This window comes from Pseudomonas sp. JQ36 (assembly GCF_053851495.1).
Genome location: NZ_CM132642.1, coordinates 6024081 through 6050779, shown reverse-complemented (window position 1 = coordinate 6050779; position 26699 = coordinate 6024081). Strand labels below are relative to the sequence as shown.

20 protein-coding genes are annotated in these 26699 nt (G+C 59.3%); 12 read left to right on the top strand and 8 right to left on the bottom strand.

Annotation, left to right across the window (positions count from 1 at the left end; all coding sequences use genetic code 11):
• Nucleotides 1-40 precede the first annotated feature (40 nt).
• Genes cheB through ACS4NR_RS27225 form a run of 6 tightly spaced genes read right to left on the bottom strand, consistent with a single transcriptional unit; the run spans nucleotide 41 to nucleotide 7442 of the window.
• Nucleotides 41-1051 carry a chemotaxis-specific protein-glutamate methyltransferase CheB gene (gene cheB, locus ACS4NR_RS27250; protein ID WP_456018790.1) on the bottom strand — a complete coding sequence of 337 codons (1011 nt, stop codon included), beginning with the start codon at nucleotides 1049-1051 and terminating at the stop codon, nucleotides 41-43.
• On the bottom strand, nucleotides 1048-3342 hold the full coding sequence (locus ACS4NR_RS27245; RefSeq protein WP_456018789.1) for a response regulator: 2295 nt from the start codon (nucleotides 3340-3342) through the stop codon (nucleotides 1048-1050). Before ACS4NR_RS27245 ends, cheB begins: the two co-directional genes overlap by 4 nt.
• The gene (locus tag ACS4NR_RS27240) at nucleotides 3339-4034 is read right to left on the bottom strand and encodes a chemotaxis protein CheW (protein ID WP_456018788.1); all 696 of its coding nucleotides are present in this window, start codon (nucleotides 4032-4034) and stop codon (nucleotides 3339-3341) included. The genes ACS4NR_RS27245 and ACS4NR_RS27240 overlap by 4 nt, the downstream gene beginning before the upstream one ends.
• A complete protein-coding gene (locus ACS4NR_RS27235) occupies nucleotides 4031-5305 on the bottom strand; it encodes a CheR family methyltransferase (RefSeq protein ID WP_456018787.1) in 1275 nt (424 codons plus the stop codon). Before ACS4NR_RS27235 ends, ACS4NR_RS27240 begins: the two co-directional genes overlap by 4 nt.
• A complete protein-coding gene (locus tag ACS4NR_RS27230; RefSeq protein WP_456018786.1) occupies nucleotides 5302-5820 on the bottom strand; it encodes a chemotaxis protein CheW in 519 nt (172 codons plus the stop codon). The genes ACS4NR_RS27235 and ACS4NR_RS27230 overlap by 4 nt, the downstream gene beginning before the upstream one ends.
• On the bottom strand, nucleotides 5820-7442 hold the full coding sequence (locus ACS4NR_RS27225; RefSeq protein ID WP_095138313.1) for a methyl-accepting chemotaxis protein: 1623 nt from the start codon (nucleotides 7440-7442) through the stop codon (nucleotides 5820-5822). Before ACS4NR_RS27225 ends, ACS4NR_RS27230 begins: the two co-directional genes overlap by 1 nt.
• A gap of 528 nt (nucleotides 7443-7970) precedes the next feature.
• Between ACS4NR_RS27225 and ACS4NR_RS27220 the strand changes: the two genes are divergently transcribed.
• The 4 genes from ACS4NR_RS27220 to ACS4NR_RS27205 all read left to right on the top strand — a co-directional run bounded on the left by ACS4NR_RS27220 (nucleotide 7971) and on the right by ACS4NR_RS27205 (nucleotide 15202).
• Nucleotides 7971-8486, top strand: a complete 516-nt coding sequence (locus ACS4NR_RS27220) for an Hcp family type VI secretion system effector (RefSeq protein WP_003226246.1) — start codon at nucleotides 7971-7973, stop codon at nucleotides 8484-8486.
• A 133-nt stretch (nucleotides 8487-8619) separates the two neighbouring features.
• Nucleotides 8620-10710, top strand: a complete 2091-nt coding sequence (gene tssI / locus ACS4NR_RS27215) for a type VI secretion system tip protein TssI/VgrG (protein ID WP_456018785.1) — start codon at nucleotides 8620-8622, stop codon at nucleotides 10708-10710.
• Nucleotides 10707-13979 (top strand): hypothetical protein, encoded by a 3273-nt coding sequence (locus ACS4NR_RS27210; protein ID WP_456018784.1) that lies wholly within the window; start codon nucleotides 10707-10709, stop codon nucleotides 13977-13979. The genes tssI and ACS4NR_RS27210 overlap by 4 nt, the downstream gene beginning before the upstream one ends.
• A gap of 551 nt (nucleotides 13980-14530) precedes the next feature.
• Nucleotides 14531-15202, top strand: coding sequence for a hypothetical protein (locus ACS4NR_RS27205; protein ID WP_456020415.1), 672 nt, complete (start codon nucleotides 14531-14533; stop codon nucleotides 15200-15202).
• Between the two features lie 9 nt (nucleotides 15203-15211).
• On the opposite strand, the gene ACS4NR_RS27200 is transcribed toward ACS4NR_RS27205, so the two are convergent.
• Nucleotides 15212-15928 (bottom strand): tellurite resistance TerB family protein, encoded by a 717-nt coding sequence (locus ACS4NR_RS27200; protein ID WP_456018783.1) that lies wholly within the window; start codon nucleotides 15926-15928, stop codon nucleotides 15212-15214.
• 177 nt (nucleotides 15929-16105) lie between these two features.
• On the opposite strand from ACS4NR_RS27200, the gene ACS4NR_RS27195 reads away from it, so the two are divergent.
• The 8 genes from ACS4NR_RS27195 (at nucleotide 16106) to ACS4NR_RS27160 (ending at nucleotide 26144) form a co-directional block, all read left to right on the top strand.
• Complete coding sequence (locus ACS4NR_RS27195) at nucleotides 16106-17020, top strand: LysR family transcriptional regulator (RefSeq protein ID WP_007967749.1); 915 nt, start codon at nucleotides 16106-16108, stop codon at nucleotides 17018-17020.
• A gap of 130 nt (nucleotides 17021-17150) precedes the next feature.
• Nucleotides 17151-18608 carry a gamma-aminobutyraldehyde dehydrogenase gene (locus tag ACS4NR_RS27190; RefSeq protein ID WP_166496657.1) on the top strand — a complete coding sequence of 486 codons (1458 nt, stop codon included), beginning with the start codon at nucleotides 17151-17153 and terminating at the stop codon, nucleotides 18606-18608.
• 85 nt (nucleotides 18609-18693) lie between these two features.
• Nucleotides 18694-19845: a putative ABC transporter substrate-binding protein YdcS gene (ydcS, locus tag ACS4NR_RS27185; RefSeq protein ID WP_456018782.1), complete on the top strand. Its 1152-nt coding sequence runs from the start codon at nucleotides 18694-18696 to the stop codon at nucleotides 19843-19845.
• Between the two features lie 224 nt (nucleotides 19846-20069).
• Nucleotides 20070-21107: an ABC transporter ATP-binding protein gene (locus tag ACS4NR_RS27180; protein ID WP_095138308.1), complete on the top strand. Its 1038-nt coding sequence runs from the start codon at nucleotides 20070-20072 to the stop codon at nucleotides 21105-21107.
• 16 nt (nucleotides 21108-21123) lie between these two features.
• On the top strand, nucleotides 21124-22044 hold the full coding sequence (locus ACS4NR_RS27175) for an ABC transporter permease (protein ID WP_456020414.1): 921 nt from the start codon (nucleotides 21124-21126) through the stop codon (nucleotides 22042-22044).
• Nucleotides 22034-22843 (top strand): ABC transporter permease, encoded by an 810-nt coding sequence (locus tag ACS4NR_RS27170; RefSeq protein ID WP_456018781.1) that lies wholly within the window; start codon nucleotides 22034-22036, stop codon nucleotides 22841-22843. The genes ACS4NR_RS27175 and ACS4NR_RS27170 overlap by 11 nt, the downstream gene beginning before the upstream one ends.
• A gap of 171 nt (nucleotides 22844-23014) precedes the next feature.
• A complete protein-coding gene (locus ACS4NR_RS27165; RefSeq protein ID WP_456018780.1) occupies nucleotides 23015-24439 on the top strand; it encodes a gamma-aminobutyraldehyde dehydrogenase in 1425 nt (474 codons plus the stop codon).
• Between the two features lie 220 nt (nucleotides 24440-24659).
• A complete protein-coding gene (locus ACS4NR_RS27160) occupies nucleotides 24660-26144 on the top strand; it encodes an APC family permease (protein WP_456018779.1) in 1485 nt (494 codons plus the stop codon).
• Here the strand turns inward: ACS4NR_RS27160 and ACS4NR_RS27155 are convergent.
• On the bottom strand, nucleotides 26141-26305 hold the full coding sequence (locus ACS4NR_RS27155; protein ID WP_160056119.1) for a hypothetical protein: 165 nt from the start codon (nucleotides 26303-26305) through the stop codon (nucleotides 26141-26143). The two genes, ACS4NR_RS27160 and ACS4NR_RS27155, sit on opposite strands and share 4 nt — an antisense overlap.
• Between the last annotated feature and the right edge of the window lie 394 nt (nucleotides 26306-26699).

Below are 26699 nucleotides of genomic sequence, written 5' to 3'. Positions count from 1 at the left end.
ACCTGAATACTGCGGGGGCCAGGATTGCGGAATAGCCTGTTCATTTGGGGAAAACCTCCAGCAACCGTGGCGCGATCTTTTCCAGTGGACGGATTTCGACGGCAGCATCAATGGCCGCTGCGGCCTTGGGCATGCCGTACACCGCACTGCTGTGCTGGTCCTGCGCGATGGTCAGATAACCCTGCTGGCGCATGAGCTTAAGCCCTTGCGCCCCGTCGCGTCCCATCCCGGTCAACAAAACCCCGATGGCATCGCCGTTCCAGTAGCTGGCGACACTTTCGAAAAACACGTCGATCGAAGGCCGGTAGATCTCGTTGACCGGCTCGGCGGTATAGGCCAGCGTGCCGTTTTTCAATAAACGAATATGGTGGTTGGTGCCGGCCAGCAGCACCGCGCCGGCCTGCGGTGGCTCGCCTTCGCGGGCCAGACGTACGTCGAGACCGCTGGCGCTGGCCAGCCATTCGGCCATGCCCGCGGCAAACACCTGATCCACGTGCTGCACCAGCACGATGGCTGCCGAGAAATTGCGTGGCAGGCCCTTGAGCAGCACTTCCAGCGCTGCCGGCCCGCCGGCAGACGAACCGATCGCCACCAGGCGCTTGCACGACGCCGAACTGCGATGGGGCGTCGGCACCGGGCGCGAGCGCGGGGTTTTCTCGCCGATCAGCCAGCCGATGTTGAGGATCTTGCGCAGCAACGGCGCCGCCGCTTCCTGCGCGTTCCCTGCACCAATGGCCGGGGTATCGACCACGTCCAGCGCGCCGTGGCCCATGGCTTCGAAGACCCGGTGCACGTTCTGCTGGCGGTCGACCGTGACAATCACGATCGCACAAGGGCTCTCGGCCATGATCCGTCGCGTGGCCTCGACGCCGTCCATCACCGGCATGATCAGATCCATCAGGATCAGATCCGGGGTGTTTTCGGCGCACAGACGCACGGCCTCGGCGCCGTTGCTGGCGACCCAGACCACCTGATGCGCCGGCTCGAAGGCCAGCGCACGGCGCAAAGCCTCCACCGCCAGGGGCATGTCGTTGACGATTGCGATTTTCATGCCCGCGCTCCTCCAATGAGCTCAACCACTGCATCAAGCAGGGCGTCGTCATGAAAACTGGCCTTGGCTAAATAATAGTCGGCGCCAGCGTCCAGTCCACGACGCCGGTCCTCTTCACGATCCTTGTACGAGACCACCATCACCGGCAGCGATTGCAGGCGGTTGTCGCGGCGCAACAGGGTGACCAGTTCGATGCCATCCATGCGCGGCATGTCGATGTCGGTGATCAGCAAATCGAAGTCCTCCGAACGCAGCGCGTTCCAGCCGTCCATGCCGTCCACTGCCACCGCCACGTCGTAGCCGCGATTGAGCAGCAGCTTGCGTTGCAACTCGCGCACGGTCAGCGAGTCATCGACCACCAGAATCCGTTTGCGCGCCACTTCGGCGGCCTGATTGCCGTGACGCGCGATGCGCTCCAGACGCCCGGTATTGAGCAGTTTGTCCACCGAACGCAGCATGTCTTCGACATCGACGATCAGCACCACCGAACCGTCGTCGAGCAGCGCCCCGGCAGAAATATCCTGAACCTTGCCCAGTCGCTCATCCAGCGGCAGCACCACCAGCGTACGCTCGCCGACAAAACGCTCCACCGCCACCCCGTAGATCGCGTCGCGCTCGCGGATCACCACGACTTTGAGGGTTTCGCCGCTGCTCTGACTGGCCGGACGATTCAGCAACTGGCTGGCCGCGACCAGTCCGACGTGTCGGCCTTCATGCCAGAAATGCTGACGGCCCTCGATCTGCACGATGTCCTGTGGCTCCAGATCACACATGCGTTCGATATGCGCCAGCGGAAACGCATAAGCCTCCTCGCCGACTTCCACCACGAGACTGCGCACCACCGACAGGGTCAGCGGCACTTCCAGATGAAAGCGGCTGCCCTCGCCCGCCGTCTGCTCCAGCACCACCGCGCCGCGCAGCTGCCGCACCATGTGCTGCACCGCATCGAGACCAACGCCACGCCCGGACACTTCGGTCACCGTGTCGCGCAAGCTGAAACCCGGCAGGAACAGGAACGTCAGCAGTTCCTCTTCGCTCAACTGCGCGGCAGTTTCTGCCGGTGACAATTGGCGTTCGACGATGCTGCGGCGGACCTTTTCCAGATCGACGCCATTGCCGTCATCGCTCAGTTCGAGCACCAGCAAACCCGCCTGATGCGAGGCCCGCAGGCGAATCAGGCCTTCTGCGGATTTGCCTTTGAGCAGGCGTTGTTCCGGGGTTTCGATGCCGTGATCGACGGCGTTGCGCAGCAGATGAGTCAGCGGCGCTTCGAGTTTTTCCAATACGTCGCGATCGACCTGGGTCTTCTCGCCTTCGATCTCCAGCCTTACCTGTTTGCCCAGGCTGCGTCCCAGGTCTCGAACCATGCGCACCTGACCGGTGAGCACGTCGGCGAACGGGCGCATGCGGCAGGCCAGCGCGGTGTCATAGAGCACTTGCGCGCGCTGGCTGGCTTGCCAGGCGAACTCGTCGAGCTCGGCGTTCTTTTCCGCGAGCAATTGCTGGGACTCGGCCAGCAAGCGCCGCGCATCTTCAAGCGCTTCCTGTGCCTCAAGGCTCAGCGCGTGCTCCTTGAGGTGCACATTGAGGCTTTCCAGTGCCCGCAGGCCGTTGTTCTGCATGCGTTTGAGACGCTGCATGGTCGCCAGATGCGGCTTGAGGCGCTGGGTTTCGACCAGCGATTTACTCGACAGGTCGAGCAGGCTGTTCAGGCGTTCGGCGGTGACCCGCAGCACCCGTTCGCCACCTTCGGTGGTGCGCTTGTTCTTGGGCGGTGCCGGATCGGAGGCTTCCAGAGGTGTATCGATCAATGGCGCCGGGGTTTCAATCGGTGCAGGTGCAGCCGGTGACGCCTGCATCTGCAATTCGGCCATCGGCGGCGGCGCGACTGCGGGCGGTGCCGAAGGGTCGAGCAGGCGGCCCATCAACGCCACATACGCTTCGATGTCCGGCGCTTGCGGAGCATTGGCCGGCGTGGCGATACGCATCAACAGATCGGTGCCCTGCAACAACGCATCGATGTGCTCGGGACGCAGCAACAGCCGCCCTTCCTGGGCGCTGACCAGACAATCTTCCATCACGTGGGCGACGCTGACACCGCTGTCGATGCCGACGATTCGCGCCGCGCCCTTGAGCGAGTGCGCCGCACGCATGCACGATTCCAGATAGTCGGCCTGAGTCGGGTTACGCTCCAGCGCCAGCAGCCCGCTGCTGAGCACCTGGGTCTGGGCTTCGGCTTCCAGGCTGAACAGCTCCAGCAGCGAGGCGTCGCGCATTTGCTCGGGGGTCATGTGAGGCTCCGGGTCACGGCGGACAGCAGCTGTTCTTCATCCAGCCAACGCAGGCTGCGGCCCCGGAATTGCAGGACGCCACGGGTGTATTTGGCGCTGGCCGTGCTGTGGTGTTCAGCGCCGGCACGCGAGGCAGCGTCGAGAATACGTTCGTCAATGGCGTGGATGCCGTCGACCTCGTCCACCGGCACCACCACCGGTCCGCCGTGGGCGGCGATGATCAGCATGCGCGGCATGATCCGCGCGCCAGTGGCCGGTGCGGCGTTGCCATCAAGGTCGAGCAACTCGACCAGCGACAGGCACGCGACCAACGCCCCGCGCACGTTCGCCACGCCGAGCAAGGCCCGCGAACGCTGGTGCGGCAACGAGTGAATCGCCTGCAGCGGCGCTACCTCCACCAGGCTGCGGGTGGCCAGCCCCAGCCATTCTTCGCCGAGACGAAACATCAGCAACGAACGGGTTTTGACGTCGGTTTCGACCGCGATGGCCACCGGGTCGCGCTCGTCCTGCTGCAACGCATAACGGTCGAGCAGGCGCGTGGCAGCGGCGGAATACACCGCGCAGTTGCGGCAATGAATATGCTCGGCCAGCAACGGGCACGACTTGTCGCCGTGAATACCGATACGGTTCCAGCAATCATCGATGGCCCGGGCGTCTTCGTGGGTGACGTTCAAGGTGTCGGACGGGATCATCGTTTACGCTCACTGTCGGCGGTGCGGCCGCTGCGGGCGGCGCGTTCCTGCAATCGTCTGGCACCGGCGCTGTCACCCTGGGCCTGCAGCAACGCGGCCAGGTGCATCAACGCTTCGGGGTGTTGCGGTTCAAGGTACAAGGCCTTGCGGTAATGACTCTGGGCTTCGAGCGCGGCGCCGGCCACGTCGCTGAGCAGGCCGAGCCAGTAGAACACCTGCGCCACCGGTTCGTGGCTGCGCAGGTATTGCTCGCACGCCGCACGGGCCTCGGCGCTTTTGCCTTCGTTGGCCAGCGCGGCGATGTTGGCGAGCAAGGTCGCCGCGTCCGGGTTGGCGCTTTTGCTGCTGACAGGCATCGGTGCAACGCTGGCAAACGGACGCGGGCGCACCGGCAGTGGTGGTGGCGGACTGCGCAACGGTTGGCGTACGGGCAATGGCGTCGGGGTCGGCAACGACAGCGGTTCCGGTACCGGATCATTGTGTCGACTGAAGGCAAACGACTGCGGGATGCCGATCGAGCGCATGCCCAGACGCCCGAGCAGACTGCCCTCGGCCGGGCCGATGAACAGCACGCCATCAACGTGAGTCAGACGCTTGAGCACTTCAAACACCTGCTTCTGGGTCGGCTGGTCGAAATAGATCAACAGGTTGCGGCAGAACACGAAGTCGAACGGCGGCTCACCCGCCAGCAGCGTCGGGTCCAGCACATTGCCGGCCTGTAGACGCACCTGTTCGCGTGCGGCATCGCTGACTCGATGGCCGTCCTGCTCGGCCGTGAAATGACGCTCGCGGAAATCCAGATCCTGCCCCCGAAACGAGTTCTTGCCGTACAGCGCCCGTCGCGCCTTGTCCACCGACAGCGGGCTGACGTCCATGCCGTCGACCTTGAACTGGTGCGGTTTGAGGCCGGCATCAAGCAAGGCCATGGCAATCGAATAGGGTTCTTCACCGGTGGAGCACGGCAGGCTGAGGATGCGCAGCGCGCGCATGTTGTTCAATTCGTCCAGCCGCTTGCGCGCCAGCTTGCCAAGGGTGGCGAAGGATTCCGGATAACGGAAAAACCAGGTTTCGGGAACGATCACCGCTTCGATCAGCGCCTGCTGTTCGTCCCGCGAACCTTGCAGCAGTTGCCAGTATTCATCGCTGTGTGCCGCTTGCGAGAGGGTGGTGCGTTGGCGCACCGCGCGCTCGATGATCGCCGGCCCGACCGAGGTGACATCCAGGCCGATGCGTTCCTTGAGGAAATCGAAAAAACGCTGATCGCTGCTCATGACTGCGCCTCATGCGGCGCGGGGAACAGCAGACTGCGCACCGCGTCATCCAGCAGGTCGTTGACCCGCACCCACTGCACCAGCCCCTGCGCATCTTCGCGAACCGGGCCGAGGTACGGTGCCTGGCGATTGTCCAGACCATACGGCTGAAAATCCTCGGGGTTGCAGCGCAAGGTGTCGGTCGCCTGCTCAAGGATCAGCCCGAGCCAGTGCGACGGCTGCAGTTCATCCGGACGGTAATGCACCAGCACCAGCCGGGTGCTGGTGCGCGCCTCGGCCGGTTGACCAAAGGTCAACGCGCTGAGGTCGATCGCCGGTACCACCGTGCCGCGATAGGCAAACACCCCGGCAACCCAGTTCGGCGCTTGGGCAATCGGCTTCAACGGCAGGCGCGGCAGCACTTCCGCGACCTCGGTGGCGCGCAAGGCGTAACGCTCGCTGCCGATGCGAAACAGCAGGAACAACGCCTGTTTCGCCACTGGCGCAGCGCTGCGTTTGGCAGTGATTTCGCTCATCAGACTTTGAATCGCGAAACGCCGCTGCGCAGCCCGACGGCCACCTGACTCAGTTCGTCAATGGCGAAACTGGCCTGACGCAGCGACTCGACGGTCTGGCTGCTGGCGTCGCCCAACTGCACCAGCGCATGGTTGATCTGTTCGGCACCAGTGGCCTGGGCCTGCATGCCTTCGTTGACCATCAACACCCGCGGCGCCAGGGCCTGCACCTGATGGATGATCTGCGACAGCTGCTCGCCGACCTGCTGCACTTCGGCCATGCCCCGGCGTACTTCTTCGGAAAACTTGTCCATGCCCATCACCCCGGCAGACACCGCCGACTGGATCTCGCGGACCATTTGTTCGATGTCGTAAGTGGCGACGGCCGTCTGATCCGCCAGACGCCGCACTTCGGTGGCGACCACGGCAAAACCGCGCCCGTATTCGCCAGCCTTCTCGGCCTCGATGGCGGCGTTGAGCGACAGCAGGTTGGTCTGGTCGGCGACCTTGACGATGGTCACCACCACCTGATTGATGTTACCGGCCTTCTCGTTGAGGATCGCCAGTTTGGCGTTGACCAGATCGGCTGCGCCCATCACCGAGTGCATGGTGTCTTCCATGCGCGCCAGCCCTTGCTGGCCGGAACCGGCGAGCACCGAGGCCTGATCGGCGGCGGTGGACACTTCGGTCATGGTGCGCACCAGATCCCGCGAAGTCGCGGCAATCTCCCGCGAGGTCGCGCCGATTTCGGTGGTGGTGGCCGCAGTTTCGGTGGCGGTGGCCTGTTGCTGCTTGGACGTGGCGGCGATTTCGGTCACCGAAGTGGTCACCTGCACCGAGGAGCGCTGGGCCTGGGACACCAGCGAGGTCAGCTCGGTCATCATGTCGTTGAAACCGGTTTCCACCGCGCCGAACTCGTCCTTGCGGTCCAGATTCAGGCGGCTGCTCAGGTCGCCGGTACGCATGATTTCGAGAATCTTCACGATGCGGTTCATCGGCGCCATGATCGCGCGCATCAGCAGCAGACCGCAGGCACCGGCCGCCAGCACGGCCACCAGCAGCGAGACGAACATGCTGACCTTGGCCGCCGCCACCGCCTCGTCGATGTTGGCCATGGCCTGATCAGCGACCCGCTTGTTCTCGCCAATGATGTCGTTGAGTTTCATGCGCCCGGAATACCAGGCCGGGGTCAGCTTCTCGGTGAACATCTTGACCGCGTCCGCTTCCAGGTTGCGCTTATGCAGGTCCAACACGGCATCCTGAATCTGGATGTAGGCATCGTGGTACTTCTCGAACGCGGCGAATTCGCTACGGTCCTCGTCAGTGGCCATGGTTTTGCGATAGTTGGCCATCTGCTCCTGCAAGCGCGCCTCAAACGCCTTGTAGTCTGCCGCGTCCTCGCTGGAAATCCCCTGACCTTCCTTGAGCCCGAGCAGTTCCTGGGTCTGCAGATAGCTGTCGACCCACGCACCGCGAATCATCGAGCTGTAATAGACGCCGGGAATCGCGTCATCACGCACGCTGTTTTCACTGGCCTCGATCTTCAGCAGGCGCGAATACGAAACGACGACCATCAGCAACATGATGGCGATAATCACCGCAAAGCTCGCCAAAATGCGTTGGCGCAACGTCCAGTTCTTCACAGTGATTCCTCGTGCCGTAAGTCGAAATGCGGGGAGTATAGCCGAGGGCGGTGTTTCATTTATAAGACGCTTTTTAACCCTCGAGCCGGCCCGACGTGGTTGGCAGGACGGCTCTGGGGTGGGACTGTCCGACAATCCGGGGCTGGCGTGCCAGTGATGGAATGGCAAAAAGGGGCGCTGGTTCGGTCATTTGCGGCCCTCGACATCTCGCCAAGTAATGGCAATACGCCTTTATGCGCAACTTCTTGCGCACTTGATCGCGTTTTTTCGCTACTCGAATTGCTACAGAGCCCATGTGCCGGAGCCTGTAGCCGAGTGCGCAACTTCTTGCACACCACTGCGCAAGAAGTTGCGCACTTTTCGCCTTATTTTGGCATGAAACATCTTGAAACATGAGCTTTAGAGCAGTTTAACCCCCGCATCACGGAGACTTTGGCAAACCTGGCACGCTCCTTGATAACAATCAGGCACCCACCGGGCGATTTCGCCTCCCGGGCACCCTAAATTTATCCGCAAGGAGAGCACCCCATGGCAACACCAGCGTACATGTCGGTTACCGGCGAAAAACAAGGCCTGATCACTGCCGGCGCCTTCACCGCCGACTCCGTTGGCAACACCTACCAGGAAGGCCACGAAGACCAGGTCATGGTTCAGGCTTTCAGCCACGACGTGATCATCCCGCGTGACCCACAATCCGGTCAGCCAACCGGTCAGCGCGTTCACAAGCCAGTGATCATCACCAAGGTCTACGACAAGGCTTCGCCTCTGCTGCAAGCTGCTCTGACCTCCGGCGAGCGCATGAGCGAAATCGTTATCCAGTGGTACCGTACTTCGGCTCAAGGTACTCAAGAGCACTACTACACCACCAAACTGGAAGACGCGATCATCGTCGCCATCAACAACAAAATGCACAACTGCCAGGATCCAGGCAACTCGCACTTCACCCACCTGGAAGAAGTGCAGTTCACCTACCGCAAAATCACCTGGACCCACGAAGTATCCGGTACTTCGGGTTCCGATGACTGGCGTGCTCCAGTCGTTTAATTACGGCTGATCGTTACAAGCATCGACCAGCCCTGCTGGTCGATGTTGTTTACGCCCCTCCAGAATTTCGCGTACGTTGAGCCGTTTTTTGCGGCCGTCGACGAACGCCGCTGTACAGCACGAGGAACAAGGGATGTTCGCGCCGGCCAATGAAACCCACTTTGCCCTGACCATCGAAGGGCTCTCCGCCGACTTTCAGGTGTTTACCCTGACCGGCCGGGAAGCCATCAGCCAGCCTTTTGTGTTCGAGGTGGAGCTGGTCAGTGAGCAGCCGTCGCTGGACCTCGAAACCCTGCTGCACAAACCGGCCTTTCTGCAGCTGTCGCCCGATGGCAGCGGTATTCACGGCCAGATCTATCGCGCCGCGCAAGGTGATTCCGGCAAACGCCTGACCCGTTATTCGGTGACCCTGCGCCCGCAACTGTCGTACCTGGCGCACCGCGTCAACCAACGCATCTTCCAGAATCTCACGGTGCCGAAAATCATCAGCATGGTTCTCGAAGAGCACGGCATCCAGAGCAACGCCTACGAATTCAAGACCGGTTCGATCTATCCCGAGCGCATCTACTGCGTGCAATACGATGAATCGGACCTGCATTTCATCCAGCGCCTGTGCGAGGAAGAAGGTATTCACTACCACTTCCAGCACAGCGCCACGGCGCACAAGCTGGTGTTCGGCGATGACCAGACAGTGTTCCCGAAACTCAAGCCAGTGGCCTATCAGCAAGATTCCGGCATGGTCGCCAGCAATCCGGTGATCAAGCGTTTCGACCTGCGCCTGGAAACCCGCACCAGCCGCACCACCCGCCGCGACTACGACTTCGAAAAACCGCGCCTGACGCTGGAAAGCGAGAACCGTGGCGACGCCCTGCCCGACCTCGAAGACTACGACTACCCGGGCCGTTTCATCGACCGCGAGCGCGGCAAGCACCTGGCCAAACGCGCCCTCGAACGCCACCGCAGCGACTTCCAGCTCGCCGAAGGCAAGAGTGATCAGCCGCTGCTGGTCAGCGGCCATTTCCTCGCCCTGACCGAGCACCCGAAAGCCAAATGGAATGACCTGTGGCTGCTCACCGAAGTCCTCCACGAAGGCAAGCAGCCGCAGGTGCTCGAAGAATCGGTGACCAGCGACACCACCGCACTGAAAGACGATTTCCATCAGGGCTATCGCAACCGCTTCCAGGCCACCCCGTGGGACGTGCCGAACCGTCCACCGCTGCGCCACCCGAAACCGCGCATCCTCGGCAGCCAGAGCGCCGTGGTTACCGGCCCCAAAGGTGAAGAGATTCACTGCGACCAGTACGGTCGCGTCAAAGTGCAATTTCACTGGGATCGCGAAGGCCAGGCCGACGACAAGACCAGTTGCTGGCTACGCGTCTCCAGCGCCTGGGCCGGCGCCCAGTACGGCGGCATCGCCATCCCGCGTATCGGCATGGAAGTACTGGTCACCTTCCTTGAAGGCGACCCCGATCAACCACTGATCAGCGGCTGCCTGTACCACAAGGAAAACACCGTCCCCTATCCACTGCCGGCGAACAAGACCCGCAGCACCTTCAAAACCCTGAGCTCCATGGGCGGCGGCGGTTACAACGAACTGCGCATCGAAGACAAGAAAGGTCAGGAGCAGATCTTCCTCCACGCCCAGCGCGACTGGGACGAGAACATCGAGCACGACCAGAAGATCCGCGTCGGCAACGAACGCCACGACACCGTCGAGCAAAACAGCTACACCGAATTCAAGGCTGAAGAACACCACACCGTCTACGCCGACCGCAAAGTCGAAGCCCGCGCCAACGACCACCTGACCGTGGGCGTCAACCAGCACATCAAGATCGGCACCGGCCAGTTCATCGACGCTGGCCAGGAAATTCATCTTGATAGTGGCACCAAAATCGTAATGGAAGCCGGTAGCGAACTGACCCTGATTGGCGGCGGCAGTTTCATCAAGATCGACGCCAGTGGCGTTACACTGAGCGGCCCGGTGATAGACATGAACTCCGGCGGCAGTCCAGTTAGCGGGACGGGAGCTGCAGCGGCACTGCCAATGCCACCCAAGCCAGCAGATACCGCGCCGGTCGGACAACTCCTGGGCAATGCACCGCTAAATAAACCCGCCGCGAGAAATACCAGCGAAAAAGGTAAAGAGGCCCTCATCGTCGATGTGTGGGGCGATCCCGAATCAGGCAGCCAATTGCAATTGCTGGGGCCAGAGGACAAGGCATGAGTGAGTTCAAGGACAAGTCCATTAACGAAGGAACGCGTAAGAAGGTCGACTACGAGAATGATCAAAAATACCGGCTGGTGCTTAACGTAGAACGAATCGACGGCGGGCACCTGCAGATTCCCGTCATGGTGGACGCGAAAACTACTGAAGAACTGGACAGGTTCCAGAAAAATATTGTGCTTGCAGTCACACCTCTCGCTCGCCTGCCCGGCCACGACAAACTCAATGAATCGCTGCAGGGCGGCGTGCCACGAGTGGGTCGCGTCTATGTGTTCCAAAACAACAAGGTTTGGCGTGAACTCGTTACTGATGGTAAAGGGCAACTGGCCGAAGTCGACCTGGTCCACTGGCGAAAAGTGGCGAATCAAAAAGGCAACGCCGATAAACGTGAGCCGGTAGGCGTCAATCAGCAGTTGATCTTGGTACCGATGATGCTCGACGGCCGCTTTTTGGGTCGACAATTCAGCATGGCTTTTAGTGAAGTTTCCTGGACGTGGGAATACATCACCTGGCTGGAAGAAGACCCAAACCGAATCAGGGCCCGCAGCCAAAATATGGTCTCCGCCTGGGCAGCAACAGCGGGTGAGACGACGATCTGGAAGGCGACATCAATTCACCCCGCGACACCGATCGCAAAACTGACCAAAGGCCTGCGTTCACGCGACTTCAGCATTGAAGCGACTATGGAAGATCCTGCACAGTTCACGCCGGACTTCGCAGCCTTCGAACCCGATGCGCTAATCGTGAAGCTGCAAAAGCGCAAGGAAGAGCTGGCTCAAAAAATCAAACACGCGCCACCGCCGGCTCTACCGACCCTGGAGGCTGGAGAGGATTTGCTAACCCAAAACGGACTGCGTGGTTACCCGCATCTGATTGGGATGATTCTCGACGATCCGTTATACGAAGTGCGCCATGCGACGGCGCAAATTCGCGAATGTGTTGATTATCTGCAGACCCTGAATGCTCTTGTTCCCCATCAACAACATGGACAATATGCTCAGGTTTTGTATAGCACACTCGAAGGGCCATTGGCCGACTTAAAAGACAAGGTCGATTTGCCCAAATTGCAGAGTGTCGTATTTGAAGACGAGCGAAAAAAATGTCGAGAGCAATTGGCCGCAAGACTGGCTCGCCTTATTGAAGTAACTGACAAGAAAGTGCATACAGTCCTTCTTGACTGGTGTTATAGAAATGATGAGGGCCTCTTAGAGCCTTACAGTTTAATGACCGAAATACTTGAGGCGCTCAATCAGTTACCTGATCGTTGCGATGCAATGTATACCGGTGAAGAATACAAAGAGATTACTGCGTCCTCAAGTCGCATTTGCGAGGCCATATTGAAAGGTGAGCACCCGCTTGGCTCACTGTTATTAGCAAAAAACCAGGAACAGCTTCCAGAGACGATAGAACGAATTATCAAACTTCGAAAAACAGCCCAAGCGCCCGACCCAGCATTGACCGGGCTGAGTACTTTGATCCTGACCTCCACGTTGACCGGAGCAGTGGATCAGCCAAGTGCGGGGAAGGGTTTCGTTTATTTTCTCGCTGACTTATTCGATAATTTTGGCGCAAGTGTAGTAGCTCAAATTGGGCGAATATCTCAAGATGCCTCAAAAATTCAGCTTGATCGGATATTTACGCCGGCATTCTCGACACTCTCAGTGCTACTACCAAAAGTAGCAACTATTAAACTGATGCAACAAGGCCAAGCGCTCGCACAGGATTATGTCGTTATTGGTGTACAAGGCGCTGGTTTGCGCGGTGGACTCACTGAAGTCGAACGCCAGGCACTAACCAGAAAAAGTTATCGCTATGCGACGCTGCATAATCAATCAGGTGGAATTTTAGGTAGCACAAGTCCACGAACCGGCGCCTCATCACGCCCAAGCCTGCGCAACTTAACCGTAATTGCAATACCCAAGGACCACCCGGATCTGGCAAGCTACAGCGCCTTTCGCGTACAAATGAGTTCAGCTACACAAGCTCTAGAGAAAAACAAGACAATCCCAACACTCATGGTTGCGTTTGCAACATATAATATTTGGGCGCAGATAAAAGCCTATAAAGACCTCACCAGCAGCGATGAGTCCCTTCGAGGAAGCGCAGGGATAGCCAGCGCAACACTGGATTTATCTGCAGCACTGGGAAGCCACAGCAAGCTATTACTCGGTTCAACAATGGAGCAGAAGCTAACCAAGCCGCGATTTGACATAGCGAAAATCTCCACAAACTGGGCAAAGAATCTAAAAAACCAAACGGGTAGTTCAAAACTACCATTACTTCGTTCGGTAGGCGGTATCGCAACCCTTGGAGGTGCCATACTGGGTGGTTGGGATAGTTACCGATCTTTCAGCCAAGGCGATACTGATGCCGCCGCAGCGTATGGAGTTGTTGCAGTTGGCAGCGGCTTGTGGGGCGCTTATGGATTAGGTCTGGTTGTCAATCCATACATCTTGTTGGCTGGCGTATTAATGACTATCGGCGGCACAATTGCTGCAAATATATTCACTGACAGTGATACTGAAATAATCGTAAAAAAAGGCCCTTTTGGCATTCAATTTGCCGAGGCAGGAATATTGGACAGCCTCATTGGCAAGAGTGATATTTTTGCCCATTTAAAAGACCAGAAAATAGCTTACCAGCAACTTCTGGGCATCATCGGGAGACCCCAGATATTTGTTGAGCGCTTATCGCAATGGCGCAAAAAGGCACCTGCGGCTCATCGAATCGCATTACAAAACGCAGATAACAATCGGTCAAAAAAACCTGACTCAGCACTGGAATGTGTGCTTCCTGAAAAGCAACTGCTGAATGACAATGACTGGGCTGTAGTTTTGAGTTCGCCTCTACTCTCAATGTTTGAAAATGAAAAAAAGTTCCGATTGATCGTACAAGAATTCCAAAGCAAATTAGAGAAGTCTGGATTATTAGCTGTCAAACGATACAACCGTGTACCGGCGACAAACCCTAAGATCTCTGCCTTACCACTCGATGCGACCAGTGTACTGTACATTCTGTCACCTAGCCTTCCCGTTGCGCATGTCAATCCACTGCAACGCTATAGCTTCGAAATGACAGAGGGGCTTAAAATCAGCGCGCAATTTGAGCTCAGCGTTAACGAAGCAGAAGATATTTTAGTGCTGCCTCAACCTAGCCCAAAAAAATGGAAAGCATTTACTTCTAAAGATCGCCTAACACCTCCGGATAATATTCCAGCCGAGGATGCGCCAGCTTATTGGCAGATTGAAATAATCGAGTCTAAGGTATGATTACAGAAAGAGATACGGCTTATACGATTGGAGCATATCGAAGCGATAGCAAAAAACCTTTGCCGCCACCTCGCTGGCCGGAGGATGCAAACCGAACCGGTATGTTTAACACTCATCTCGCATTTGGCAATTACGCCAATTTAGAACCAGAGGTAGAAGTCAGTTCTCAACTTGAAGCGATCAGACTCTCTGACTCGGAAAAAAACATCGATAACGACGTAGAATCCTTTTGCAACCATAAACGCTGGAAGTTTCAGAACTCCAGCAAAGCCACCCATTTTTTCTTTGTACTTAAGCTCATCAGCTATTCGTTCATCTGGGCGCCTTGGGTTTTGGGGGTCTTTGGTTCTATAGGAACAGAGTCAGGATCTGGCAACAGTGGCACAGCAGGAGGTGCGATCATTGGTATTTCCACTGCCATTCTGATGCTCACCTCTCTCGTGTTATTCATGACGGGAAATAAATTTCTTCACCACATGCAAATCTTGGGATTTGTAGCCGGTGCAATTGCTACCTATTGGATAAAAGACTCATTATTCAGTGTGAACTCTATGTGTATCGCCCTATGGGCGGGCGCTTTTCTGTATTTTATAGCGTCCCTTGGTACCGACGCGCTGCTGTGGATTCATAGCAAAATCAGCACGCACGATGGCAGCGAATTCAATCGAACTGACGGCATGCTCAGGTTCAAAAGGCGTTTCCGACAGGTATTCGTTGCCCCATTTGAAGAGTTCGACCCAGTGCTTCAGCTACTTCCTAATGGCTTCGGCTCCCATGACTATGCGCTGTGGTTAAATCACCGCTACACGGATAATAAAATTTGCTTGGCCACCAAGGTTCACTCGCTGGGGCTGGATCAGGCCAACGCACTCGCATTCTGGGACTGCCTGCAGCGCTACATGGATGTAACGCAGCCATTGCCCGACTTGCCGGTGCTTGAGCAAAGCCGCCATCTTGATCCCGTAACCGCAGCCTACGATGTGAAAACAGGCCGCAACCCAAGACGATGGAGGGATCAGTCGGAAAAGGGATGGATCACAGGTGGTCTGAAGACTCTGTCCAAGCAGCTACAAGAGTATCCATGGCAAAAGGAAGCTTGCATTGTCAAAGCGCGTATCGATCCATCGTTGACGATTGAGGCGTATTACCGCGCTCAAGAAGCGAAAGGCATCGTTGCTACTCCGAAGGCCGATGATTTTGATGATGTTCATCGGCCTGGATGAGTTAGCAATTCACAACTGTCGCACCTGCTTCTCCAGCTCCACCTTCAACCCCGGCTCCAGCTTCAACTGCTTCGCCAGTTCATCCAGGTAGCTCTTCTCCATGAAGTTCTCCTCGTCCACCAGCATCACGCTGGCGATGTACATCTCGGCGGCCATCTCCGGAGTACTCGCGGCGCGGGCGACATCGGTCGGGTCGAGGGGTTTGTTGAGCTCGGCGTGCAGCCAGTGTTGCAGTTCCTGATCGTTGTCGAGTTTGGTGAATTCGCCTTCGATCAGTTGGCGCTCGCGATCATCGATATGGCCGTCGGCTTTGGCGGCGGCGACCAGCGCTTTTAGAATCGCCTGACTGTGTTGTTCGGCTTGTGCCGGCGGCAGGCGATCCAGAGTTTGCGGTTCGTTCTGCGGTGCGGTGCCTTTTTGTGCGTTGTAGTTGCCGTAGGCCTTGTACGCCAGCACACCCAGCGCCGCGAGGCCGCCGTAGATCGCGACTTTGCCGCCGACCTTGCGCACTTTCTTGTTGCCGAGCAGCAGGCCCATGGCGCCCGCCGCCAATGCGCCACCGCCAGCACCTGACAGCAGACCGCCGAGGCCACTGCCACCTGAAGAGCCACCAAGCAAACCGCCCAGCCCGCCAGCCGACGGTTTGTTTTGCGAACCGCCAGCCTTGTTCTGCAACAGATCCTGGCCGGATTTGAGTAGTTGATCGAGCAATCCACGGGTGTTCATGTTCCGCCTCCAAAACAGGGGTTATCCGGATCTATCAGGCCCTCAGCCTAGTTCGAAAGTGCCCCGGCCCGACCTGCGAGTGTGCTTCCAGATGTTGCTTCGCCTGCAACAGCCCTTCGTGAAAACAGATATACACTCAGGCCAATCGATAAAAACCGCCCACCGGGTACCCTTCTCATGATGACCCTGCGTCAGATCCGTCACTTCATCGCGGTGGCCGAGACCGGCTCGATTTCCGCCGCCGCGCAAACCGCGTTCATTTCCCAGTCGACCCTGACCCTGGCGATCCAGCAACTGGAAGAGGAAATCGGCGTCAGCCTGTTCAGCCGTCACGCCAAGGGCATGACGCTGACGCATCAGGGCCATCAATTCCTGCGGCAGGCGCATCTGATTCTGGCGACTGTGGACAACGCCAAACGCAGCCTGCAACAGAGCACCGATCAGGTCGCCGGGCAGTTGATCGTCGGGGTGACCAGCCTGGTCGCCGGTTATTACCTCGCCGATTTGCTTACCCGATTCCAGCGCGCCTATCCCAACGTCGAGATTCGGGTGATGGAGGACGAGCGGCCGTACATCGAGCATTTGCTGGTCAGCGGCGAGATCGATGTCGGCGTGCTGATCCTCTCCAACCTTGAAGACCGCCACGCCCTGCAGACCGAAGTGCTGACTCACTCGCCGCATCGTCTGTGGCTGCCGGCCCAGCATCCACTGCTGGAACACGACAGCATCAACCTCGCCGACGTCGCTCGCGAACCGCTGATTCAACTGAATGTTGATGAAATGGATCGCAACGCCCAAAGGCTGTGGCGCGGCGCCGGGCTGCAACCGAAGATCACTCTGCGCACCGCTTCCACCGAAGCCGTGCGAAGTCTGGTGGCGGCGGGTTTGGGTGTGTCGATCCAGCCGGACATGACCTATCGCCCATGGTCACTGGAGGGCGACATCATCGAAGCGCGGCCGATTGCCGACCTCAACCAGACCCTCGACGTCGGCCTGGCCTGGCGCCGAGGGACCGCGCGCCCGGCGCTGGTCGATCCATTTCTGACCGTGGCCCGCGAGCAGCCGCACGGTGGACGCAAGCCATCTATTTAATCGAATGCCACCTTCAGTATTTAGAATTTGTCGACCTCGGAGCCGCGCACTAGTCTTGCTGCATCTATAAGACGGTCGGCTCCCGGGCACGGGAGCCACAATGACCACACAAGAAAAGAGATCGCGGAAAATGGCTGGCGTGCAGACCCCGATGTGTACCGCGTTGTTGATCGACGGCGAACTGGTCGCCGGGCAAGGTTTTGTCGAACCGATCCTCAACCCGGCCACCGGTGAAGTCCTCACCCACATCGCCGAGGCCAGCACCGAGCAGGTCGAAACGGCGATTCTCGCCGCCCACCGCGCCTTTGCCGAATGGTCGCGCACCACGCCCCAACAACGTTCCAACCTGCTGCTGGAAATCGCCAGCGCGGTGGAAAAACACGCTGACTACCTCGCCCGCCTCGAAGCGCTGAACTGCGGCAAGCCGCTGCACCTGGCGCGGCAGGACGATCTGACCGCCACCGTTGACGTGTTCCGTTTCTTTGCCGGTGCCGTGCGCTGCCAGACCGGCCAGCTCAGCGGCGAGTACCTGCCGGGTTACACCAGCATGGTGCGCCGCGATCCGATTGGCGTGGTGGCGTCGATTGCGCCGTGGAACTACCCGATCATGATGGCCGCGTGGAAAATCGCCCCGGCCCTCGCCGCCGGCAACACCCTGGTGTTCAAGCCGTCCGAACACACGCCGCTGTCGATCCTCGCACTGGCGCCAGCACTCGCCGAGATCCTGCCACGCGGGGTAATCAACATCATCTGCGGCGGCGGTGAAGGCGTCGGCAGTCATCTGGTCGGCCACGCCAAGGTGCGCATGGTCTCGTTGACCGGCGATATCGTCACCGGGCAGAAAATCCTCCAGGCCGCGGCGAAAACCCTGAAACGCACACACCTGGAACTCGGCGGCAAAGCCCCGGTGATCGTCTGCAATGATGCCGACATTCAAGCGGTGGTCGACGGCGTGCGCACCTACGGTTATTACAACGCCGGGCAGGACTGCACCGCCGCGTGCCGGATCTACGCGCAAGCCGGCATTCACGACAAACTGGTGGCCGAACTCGGCGCAGCGGTCAGCAGCCTGCGCTTCGCCGGCAAACGCGATGCCGATAACGAGATCGGCCCGCTGATCAGCACCCGCCAACGCGACCGCGTCGCCAGTTTCGTCGAACGCGCCCTCGGCCAGCCGCACATCGAACGCGTGACTGGCGCGGCAGTGCATTCCGGCGCCGGGTTCTTCTACCAGCCGACGTTGCTGGCCGGTTGCAAACAGACTGATGAAATCGTCCAGCGCGAAGTGTTCGGCCCGGTGGTCACCGTGACCCGCTTCGACGAACTCGCGCAGGCCGTGGACTGGGCCAACGACTCCGAATACGGCCTCGCCTCGTCGGTGTGGACGCAGAATCTGGACAAGGCAATGCAAGTCGCCGCCCGCTTGCAGTACGGCTGCACCTGGATCAACAGCCATTTCATGCTGGTCAGCGAAATGCCCCATGGCGGGCTGAAACGCTCGGGATACGGCAAAGACTTATCCAGTGATTCGTTGCAGGACTACAGCGTAGTGCGGCACATCATGGCCCGCCACGGCCAGCATCTCTGACTACGCTAATAACAAGCCGCAAAACGGCATGGCTTCACCGCGTTCACAACTGCCCCGACCATAATTTAAAGAAGAGGGTTCAACCATGTTCGTGCACAAGACCGCAATGTTCAGTGCAATCACCACGGCACTGCTCGCCAGCGCCAGTTTGCAAGCCGCCGAGCCGCTGAAAGCCGTCGGCGCCGGCGAAGGTCAGCTGGATATCGTGGCTTGGCCGGGTTACATCGAACGTGGCGAGAGCGACAAGGCCTACGACTGGGTGAGCGGTTTCGAGAAGGAAACCGGCTGCAAGGTCAATGTGAAGACTGCCGCCACCTCCGACGAGATGGTCAGCCTGATGGCCAAGGGCGGTTACGATCTGGTCACCGCATCGGGTGATGCCTCGTTGCGCTTGATCGTCGGCAAGCGCGTGCAGCCGATCAACACAGCATTGATCCCGAACTGGAAAACCCTCGACCCACGTCTGAAAGATGCGCCGTGGTACGTGGTCAACAACCAGACCTACGGCACCCCGTATCAGTGGGGCCCGAACGTGCTGATGTACAACACCAACGTGTTCAAGACGCCGCCGACCAGCTGGAACGTACTGTTCGACGCGCAGAATTTCCCCGACGGCAAACCGAACAAGGGCCGCGTGCAGGCCTATGACGGCCCGATCTACATCGCCGACGCGGCGTTGTATCTGAAGACCGCCAAACCGGAGCTGGGGATCAATGATCCGTATCAACTCACCGAAGCGCAGTACAAAGCCGTGCTCGATCTGCTGCGCGCGCAGCAGCCGCTGATCCACCGCTACTGGCATGACACCACGGTACAAATGAGCGACTTCAAGAACGAAGGCGTGGTGGCGTCCAGCGCCTGGCCGTATCAGGTCAACGGTCTGATCAACGAGAAACAGCCGATCGCCTCGACTATCCCCAAAGAAGGCGCCACCGGTTGGGCCGACACCACCATGCTGCACGCCGAGGCCAAGCACCCGAACTGCGCCTACAAGTGGATGGACTGGTCGCTGCAGCCGAAAGTCCAGGGTGACGTGGCGGCGTGGTTTGGTTCGCTGCCAGCCGTGCCGGCGGCGTGCAAGGAGAGCGAACTACTCGGCGCCGAGGGTTGCAAGACCAATGGCTTCGACCAGTTCGACAAGATCGCCTTCTGGAAAACCCCGCAGGCCGAGGGCGGCAAGTTCGTGCCTTATAGCCGCTGGACCCAGGACTACATTGCGATCATGGGCGGCCGCTGACACGCCGCTCACCTGTGGCGAGGGAGCTTGCTCCCGCTGGGTGGCGAAGCCGCCCCAAGACCTGGCAATGCGGTCTGCCATTCAAATCGCATGTGGCCAATTTGGGAGTGCTGCGCACTCCAGCGGGAGCAAGCTCCCTCGCCACAAAAGAAACAGGATTCAGCTTTTTCAGAAGTCCAGGCAGGGCCGCTGCGACGGCCCACGCCTTTTTGGAGCACCGCACCATGACGCTTGCAGTCCAGTTCACCAACGTTTCCCGGCAGTTCGGCGAGGTGAAGGCCGTTGACCGGGTTTCCATCGATATCCAGGACGGCGAGTTCTTTTCCATGCTCGGCCCTTCCGGCTCGGGCAAGACCACTTGCCTGCGCCTGATCGCCGGTTTCGAACAGCCGAGCGCCGGTTCGATCCGTATTCACGGCGCGGAAGCCGCCGGTCTGCCGCCGTATCAACGTGATGTGAACACCGTCTTCCAGGACTACGCGCTGTTCCCGCACATGAACGTGCTGGACAACGTCGCCTATGGATTGAAGGTCAAAGGCGTGAGCAAAACCGAGCGCCACAAGCGCGCCGAAGAGGCGTTGGACATGGTCGCCCTCGGCGGTTATGGCGCACGCAAACCGGTGCAGTTGTCCGGCGGTCAGCGCCAGCGTGTCGCCCTCGCCCGCGCTTTGGTCAACCGCCCACGGGTGCTGTTGCTTGATGAGCCGTTGGGCGCGCTCGATTTGAAATTGCGCGAGCAGATGCAAAGCGAACTGAAGAAGCTGCAACGCCAACTCGGCATCACTTTTATCTTCGTCACCCACGACCAGACCGAAGCACTGTCGATGTCCGACCGTGTCGCGGTATTCAACAAAGGCCGCATTGAACAGGTCGACACTCCACGCAATCTGTACATGAAACCCACCACCACCTTCGTCGCCGAATTCGTCGGCACTTCGAACGTGATTCGCGGCGATCTGGCGCGCCAGCTCAGCGGCCATCCGCAGCCGTTTTCGATTCGCCCGGAACACGTGCGTTTCGCCGAAGGCCCACTCGCCAGCCACGAAATCGAAGTCAGCGGATTGCTCCATGACATCCAGTATCAAGGCAGCGCCACACGCTATGAACTGACGCTGGAAAACGGCCAGACCCTGAGCATCAGCCACGCCAACAATCAGTGGATCGACAGCAGCGCACAACACCAGACCGGCCAGCGCTTGAGCGCACGCTGGGCGCGGGAAGCGATGATTCCACTGCACGACACCGTCGCGAGCGAGGCGTGAAATGAGCACGCTCACGATGACTCAAGCACCGCCCTTGCGCCGTTTTTCCAACCTGCTCTATCGCAAGCCGAACCTGTACTTGTCGATGCTGCTGATACCGCCACTGCTGTGGTTCGGAGCGATCTATCTCGGCTCGCTGCTGGTGCTGCTTTGGCAGGGTTTCTACACCTTCGACGACTTCACCATGGCGGTCACACCTGACCTGACGCTGGCGAATTTTGCCGCGCTGTTTCAGCCGTCGAACTTCGACATCATCCTGCGCACGCTGAGCATGGCCATCGTCGTGTCGATCGCCAGCGCTATCGTCGCGTTCCCGATTGCCTATTACATGGCGCGCTACACCACGGGCAAGACCAAGGCGTTTTTCTACATCGCGGTGATGCTGCCGATGTGGGCCAGTTACATCGTCAAGGCCTACGCCTGGACGTTGCTGCTGGCCAAGGGCGGTGTGGCGCAATGGTTCGTCCAGCATCTGGGGCTGGAGCCGGTGTTGCAGTTCATCCTCGGCATTCCCGGGGTGGGCGGCAGCACGTTGTCGACCTCGCATCTGGGCCGGTTCATGGTGTTCGTCTACATCTGGCTGCCGTTCATGATCCTGCCGATTCAGGCCTCGTTGGAGCGCTTGCCGCCATCGCTGTTGCAGGCCTCAGCCGACCTTGGCGCCAAGCCTCGTCAGACCTTCATGCAAGTGATTCTGCCGCTGTCGATTCCGGGAATTGCTGCCGGCTCGATCTTCACCTTTTCCCTGACCCTGGGCGATTTCATCGTGCCGCAATTGGTCGGACCGCCGGGCTATTTCGTTGGCAGCATGGTGTACGCGCAGCAAGGTGCGATCGGCAACATGCCGATGGCGGCGGCGTTCACCTTGGTGCCGATTGTGTTGATCGCGGTTTACCTGTCCATCGTCAAACGTCTGGGGGCCTTCGATGCACTCTGAGCGCGCTTCACTGGGCCTGCGCATTGCCGCTTGGGGCGGGTTGGTGTTTCTGCACTTCCCGATCCTGATCATCTTTCTTTACGCCTTCAACACCGAGGAAGCGGCGTTCAGCTTTCCGCCCAAGGGCTTCACCTTGCACTGGTTCAGCGTGGCGTTTTCGCGGCCGGATGTTTTGGAGGCGATCAAGCTCTCATTGCAGATCGCAGCCATCGCCACGTTGATCGCGATGGTGCTCGGTACGCTCGCTTCGGCAGCGTTGTACCGCCGCGACTTCTTCGGCAAGCAAGGCATTTCACTGGTGCTGATTTTGCCGATCGCATTGCCGGGGATCATCACCGGGATCGCACTGCTGGCAACGTTCAAGACGCTGGGGATCGAGCCGGGGATGTTCACCATCATCGTCGGCCACGCGACCTTCTGTGTGGCGATCGTCTACAACAACGTCATCGCCCGTCTGCGCCGTACCTCGCACAGCCTGATCGAAGCCTCGATGGATCTGGGTGCCGATGGCTGGCAAACCTTTCGCTACATCATCCTGCCGAACCTCGGCTCGGCGTTGCTGGCGGGCGGCATGTTGGCGTTTGCGCTGTCGTTCGACGAAATCATCGTCACCACATTCACCGCCGGCCACGAACGTACGTTGCCGCTGTGGCTGCTCAACCAGCTCAGCCGCCCACGGGATGTGCCGGTGACCAACGTCGTCGCCATGCTGGTGATGATGGTGACCATGTTGCCGATCCTTGGCGCGTACTACCTGACACGCGGTGGCGAGAGCGTGGCCGGCAGCGGCGGCAAATAACCGAATAACTGAAGAAACCGGATCGAAATGTGGGAGCGGGCTTGCTCGCGAAGAGGCAATCAAATTCAGCATTGATGTCGGCTGACCCACCGCCTTCGCGAGCAAGCCCGCTCCCACAATGGAACCCGGTTTCTTCAGAAAAATAACAATTGCTTCGAAGAGGACAACAACATGCAAACCAGACTCTTGATCAACGGCCACCTGGTCAACGGCGAAGGCCCGGCGCAACCGGTGCTCAATCCTTCACTCGGCAGCGTACTGGTGGAGATCAACGAAGCCAGCGAGGCCCAGGTCGACGCCGCCGTGCGCGCCGCCGACAACGCCTTCGCCGAGTGGTCGCAAACCACGCCGAAAGACCGTTCGCTGTTGCTGCTCAAACTCGCCGACGCCATTGAAGCCCATTGCGAGGAACTGGCGAAACTCGAATCCGACAACTGCGGCAAACCCTACAGCGCCGCACTGAACGACGAGATCCCGGCGATTGCCGACGTGTTCCGTTTCTTCGCCGGTGCCAGCCGTTGCATGAGCGGTTCGGCCGGTGGTGAATACCTGCCCGGCCACACCTCGATGATCCGCCGCGATCCGGTGGGCGTGATCGCCTCCATTGCACCGTGGAATTACCCGCTGATGATGGTCGCCTGGAAAATCGCCCCGGCGCTGGCCGCCGGTAATACCGTGGTGCTCAAGCCGTCGGAACAAACCCCGCTGACCGCGTTGCGTCTGGCCGAACTGGCGTCGGAAATTTTCCCGGCCGGTGTACTCAATCTGGTGTTTGGTCGTGGTCCTACCGTCGGCAGCCCTTTGGTCACGCACCCGAAAGTGCGCATGGTCTCGCTGACCGGTTCCATCGCCACCGGTTCGAACATCATTTCCAGCGCCGCCGACAGCGTCAAACGCATGCACATGGAACTGGGCGGCAAGGCACCGGTGATCATCTTCGACGACGCCGACATCGATGCCGCCGTCGAAGGCATCCGCACCTTCGGTTTCTATAACGCCGGGCAGGACTGCACCGCCGCGTGCCGGATCTACGCGCAGCAAGGCATCTACGACCAGTTCGTCGAGAAGCTCGGCGCAGCGGTCAGCACAATCAAGTACGGCTTGCAGGATGATCCGTCGACCGAGTTGGGGCCGCTGATCACCGCGCAACATCGCGACCGCGTGGCCGCGTTCGTCGAACGCGCCGTGGCGCAGTCGCACATTCGCTTGATCACGGGTGGCAAGACTGTGGAAGGCGACGGCTTCTTCTTCGAACCGACGGTGCTGGCCGACGCGCAACAGGATGACGAAATCGTTCGCCGTGAAGTGTTCGGGCCGGTGGTGTCGGTAACCAAGTTCACCGATGAAGCGCAGGCGCTGGAGTGGGCCAACGATTCCGACTACGGCCTGGCGTCCTCGGTGTGGACGGCGGATGTCGGACGCGCTCATCGCTTGTCCGCGCGATTGCAGTACGGCTGCACCTGGGTCAACACACACTTCATGCTCGTCAGCGAAATGCCCCATGGCGGGCAGAAATTGTCCGGTTATGGCAAGGACATGTCCATGTACGGGCTGGAGGACTACACCACGGTTCGGCATGTGATGTTCAAGCACTAAGCCTTTAAAAGCTTCGCGAGCAAGCCCGCTCCCACAGGGGGACGCATTCCAAGGTGGGAGCGCGCTTGCTCGCGAAGGCGTCACCTCGGTTTCAGGAAGAAAACCGGCATTACGCACCACCAGGATCCCAAAACAATAACTACCGACCCGGGCGGCGCCCGCAAAGCCCCGCCACGGATTCGGCCATCCGAAATCTGCCGATTTCCCGGAGCAAACACCCATGAGTGCCTCACCCGAACTCTCGGCCGCCGTTGCCGACAGCGATGCCGAACAACTGCGCAAACTCGGCTACACCTCGAACTTCAACCGCAGCATGAGCCTGTGGGAAAACTTCGCTTTAGGGTTCACCTATCTGTCACCGGTCGTGGGGGTTTATACCCTGTTCGGCCTGTGCCTCGCGGCCGGCGGGCCACCGATGTTCTGGGCTTACTTGCTGGTCGGTTGCGGCCAGTTGCTGGTGTGCCTGATCTTCGGCGAAGTGGTCTCGCAGTTCCCGATTTCCGGCGGCGTTTATCCATGGGCGCGACGTCTGGTCGGCAAAAAATGGGCGTGGATGGTCGGCTGGATCTACTCCATCGCCCTGTGCGTGACCATCGCGGCGGTGGCCGTCGGTGCCGGCCCGTATCTGGCGGCGATGCTCGGGTTTGAGCCGAGCAACAACACCAACATCGTCATCGCGCTGGTGCTGACGTTGTTCGCCACGCTGGTCAATCTGAGCGGCACCAAAGTGCTGGCGCGCATTGCCATGTTCGGCTTCCTCTGCGAACTGGTCGGCGCAGTGATCGTCGGCGTGTACCTGCTGATCTTCGAGCGTCATCAGCCGATCAGCGTGCTGTTCAACACCTTCGACATCAGCGTTGATGGCTCGTACCTGCCGGCGTTCCTCACCGCCTCGCTGGCGGGGATGTTCCTCTATTACGGCTTTGAGGCTTGCGGCGACGTCGCCGAAGAAACCCCGAACCCCAGCGCAAAAATCCCGGTGGCCATGCGCATGACCATCTACATCGGCGGCATCGCGGCGATGTTCGCCTGCCTGGCGCTGATCCTCGCCGTGCCGGACATGCAAGCGGTGATCAACGGCACCGACAAAGACCCGGTCACCACCATCCTCAACAACGCCTTCGGCCCGATCGGCTCGAAAGTGGTGATGGGCGTGGTGATGATTTCCTTCATCTCCTGTGTCATCAGCCTACAGGCTGCGGCGAGTCGTCTGCTGTACTCCTACGCTCGCGACGAAATGGTCATCGGCAGCCGACTGCTGAAAAAGATTTCTCCTACCACCCAGGTGCCAGTTGCCGCACTGTTCGTGTCCGGTGTCCTGCCCGCCCTGATCATCGCCCTCGGCTTCTTCCTGCAAGACGCCGTGGCCACCATCGTCAGCTTCGCCGCCATCGGCATCTACCTCGCGTTCCAGATGATCGTGCTGGCCGCTTTGTACGCGCGTATGAAAGGCTGGAAACCCAGCGGCAAATTCACCCTCGGCGCATGGGGCAGGCCGGTGAACATCGGCGCGCTGGTGTACGGCGTTGGCGCAATCATCAACATGGCCTGGCCACGTACGCCGGATGCGGCGTGGTACGTGAACTATGCGATGGTGCTGAGCACGGTGATCGTGATTGGGCTGGGGCTGGTTTACATGTGGATCGGCAAGCCGTATGACCATGGGAAGGCGCCGGCTGGGGATGCTTGGAAGGTGAGTCGCTAAGAAGAATCACCCCGGAATCGAGATTTGATTCCGGGGTCTCCTCGAAGCACTGTCATCAATTCATCAGTACGCCATTTGATATCGGCTTTACCTCTAACAGCTTCGAAGCGATCCAGATCGATCACCTTTCTCTTTTTACCCTTCGCTTCATCTTTGCTCACAGAATTGCTTCTCCCTTTTCCCGATTGCTAACTCATAAAGGAAAATCTTCGGTGCAGGGATGGTTTAGCAGCGGAATCTAAAAAAACAGGCATTTCCTACAGACACAGCCTGCCTGAAAAAGCCCCATTTCCTACGATGTGGGGCGAAAGGGTAGACTTGTCGCCGCAAGCGCCTGACCGATAGGCTTTATCCCGTCGCTGTTCATTCAGCGACCCGGGGTCGAAGCCGGAAACTGTCAACGCGGTGCTTGCATGCCCTCCATTGAATTGTGGCTGTTTCGCAGCTTCAGTTTTGCTTTATGGCGGGCCGTGTGGCGCGGGCCTTCCGGCTTTGCCGCGTTTGACGGGAAGTATCCCGACTTCGAACGCCACGCGGTTCGCCACCCAACTTGTC

Coding starts and splice junctions, on each gene's coding strand:
- cheB (WP_456018790.1), bottom strand. CDS start 1,051: ATGAAAATCGCAATCGTCAACGACATGCCCCTGGCGGTGGAGGCTTTG.
- ACS4NR_RS27245 (WP_456018789.1), bottom strand. CDS start 3,342: ATGACCCCCGAGCAAATGCGCGACGCCTCGCTGCTGGAGCTGTTCAGC.
- ACS4NR_RS27240 (WP_456018788.1), bottom strand. CDS start 4,034: ATGATCCCGTCCGACACCTTGAACGTCACCCACGAAGACGCCCGGGCC.
- ACS4NR_RS27235 (WP_456018787.1), bottom strand. CDS start 5,305: ATGAGCAGCGATCAGCGTTTTTTCGATTTCCTCAAGGAACGCATCGGC.
- ACS4NR_RS27230 (WP_456018786.1), bottom strand. CDS start 5,820: ATGAGCGAAATCACTGCCAAACGCAGCGCTGCGCCAGTGGCGAAACAG.
- ACS4NR_RS27220 (WP_003226246.1), top strand. CDS start 7,971: ATGGCAACACCAGCGTACATGTCGGTTACCGGCGAAAAACAAGGCCTG.
- tssI (WP_456018785.1), top strand. CDS start 8,620: ATGTTCGCGCCGGCCAATGAAACCCACTTTGCCCTGACCATCGAAGGG.
- ACS4NR_RS27210 (WP_456018784.1), top strand. CDS start 10,707: ATGAGTGAGTTCAAGGACAAGTCCATTAACGAAGGAACGCGTAAGAAG.
- ACS4NR_RS27205 (WP_456020415.1), top strand. CDS start 14,531: ATGTGTATCGCCCTATGGGCGGGCGCTTTTCTGTATTTTATAGCGTCC.
- ACS4NR_RS27200 (WP_456018783.1), bottom strand. CDS start 15,928: ATGAACACCCGTGGATTGCTCGATCAACTACTCAAATCCGGCCAGGAT.
- ACS4NR_RS27195 (WP_007967749.1), top strand. CDS start 16,106: ATGATGACCCTGCGTCAGATCCGTCACTTCATCGCGGTGGCCGAGACC.
- ACS4NR_RS27190 (WP_166496657.1), top strand. CDS start 17,151: ATGGCTGGCGTGCAGACCCCGATGTGTACCGCGTTGTTGATCGACGGC.
- ydcS (WP_456018782.1), top strand. CDS start 18,694: ATGTTCGTGCACAAGACCGCAATGTTCAGTGCAATCACCACGGCACTG.
- ACS4NR_RS27180 (WP_095138308.1), top strand. CDS start 20,070: ATGACGCTTGCAGTCCAGTTCACCAACGTTTCCCGGCAGTTCGGCGAG.
- ACS4NR_RS27175 (WP_456020414.1), top strand. CDS start 21,124: ATGACTCAAGCACCGCCCTTGCGCCGTTTTTCCAACCTGCTCTATCGC.
- ACS4NR_RS27170 (WP_456018781.1), top strand. CDS start 22,034: ATGCACTCTGAGCGCGCTTCACTGGGCCTGCGCATTGCCGCTTGGGGC.
- ACS4NR_RS27165 (WP_456018780.1), top strand. CDS start 23,015: ATGCAAACCAGACTCTTGATCAACGGCCACCTGGTCAACGGCGAAGGC.
- ACS4NR_RS27160 (WP_456018779.1), top strand. CDS start 24,660: ATGAGTGCCTCACCCGAACTCTCGGCCGCCGTTGCCGACAGCGATGCC.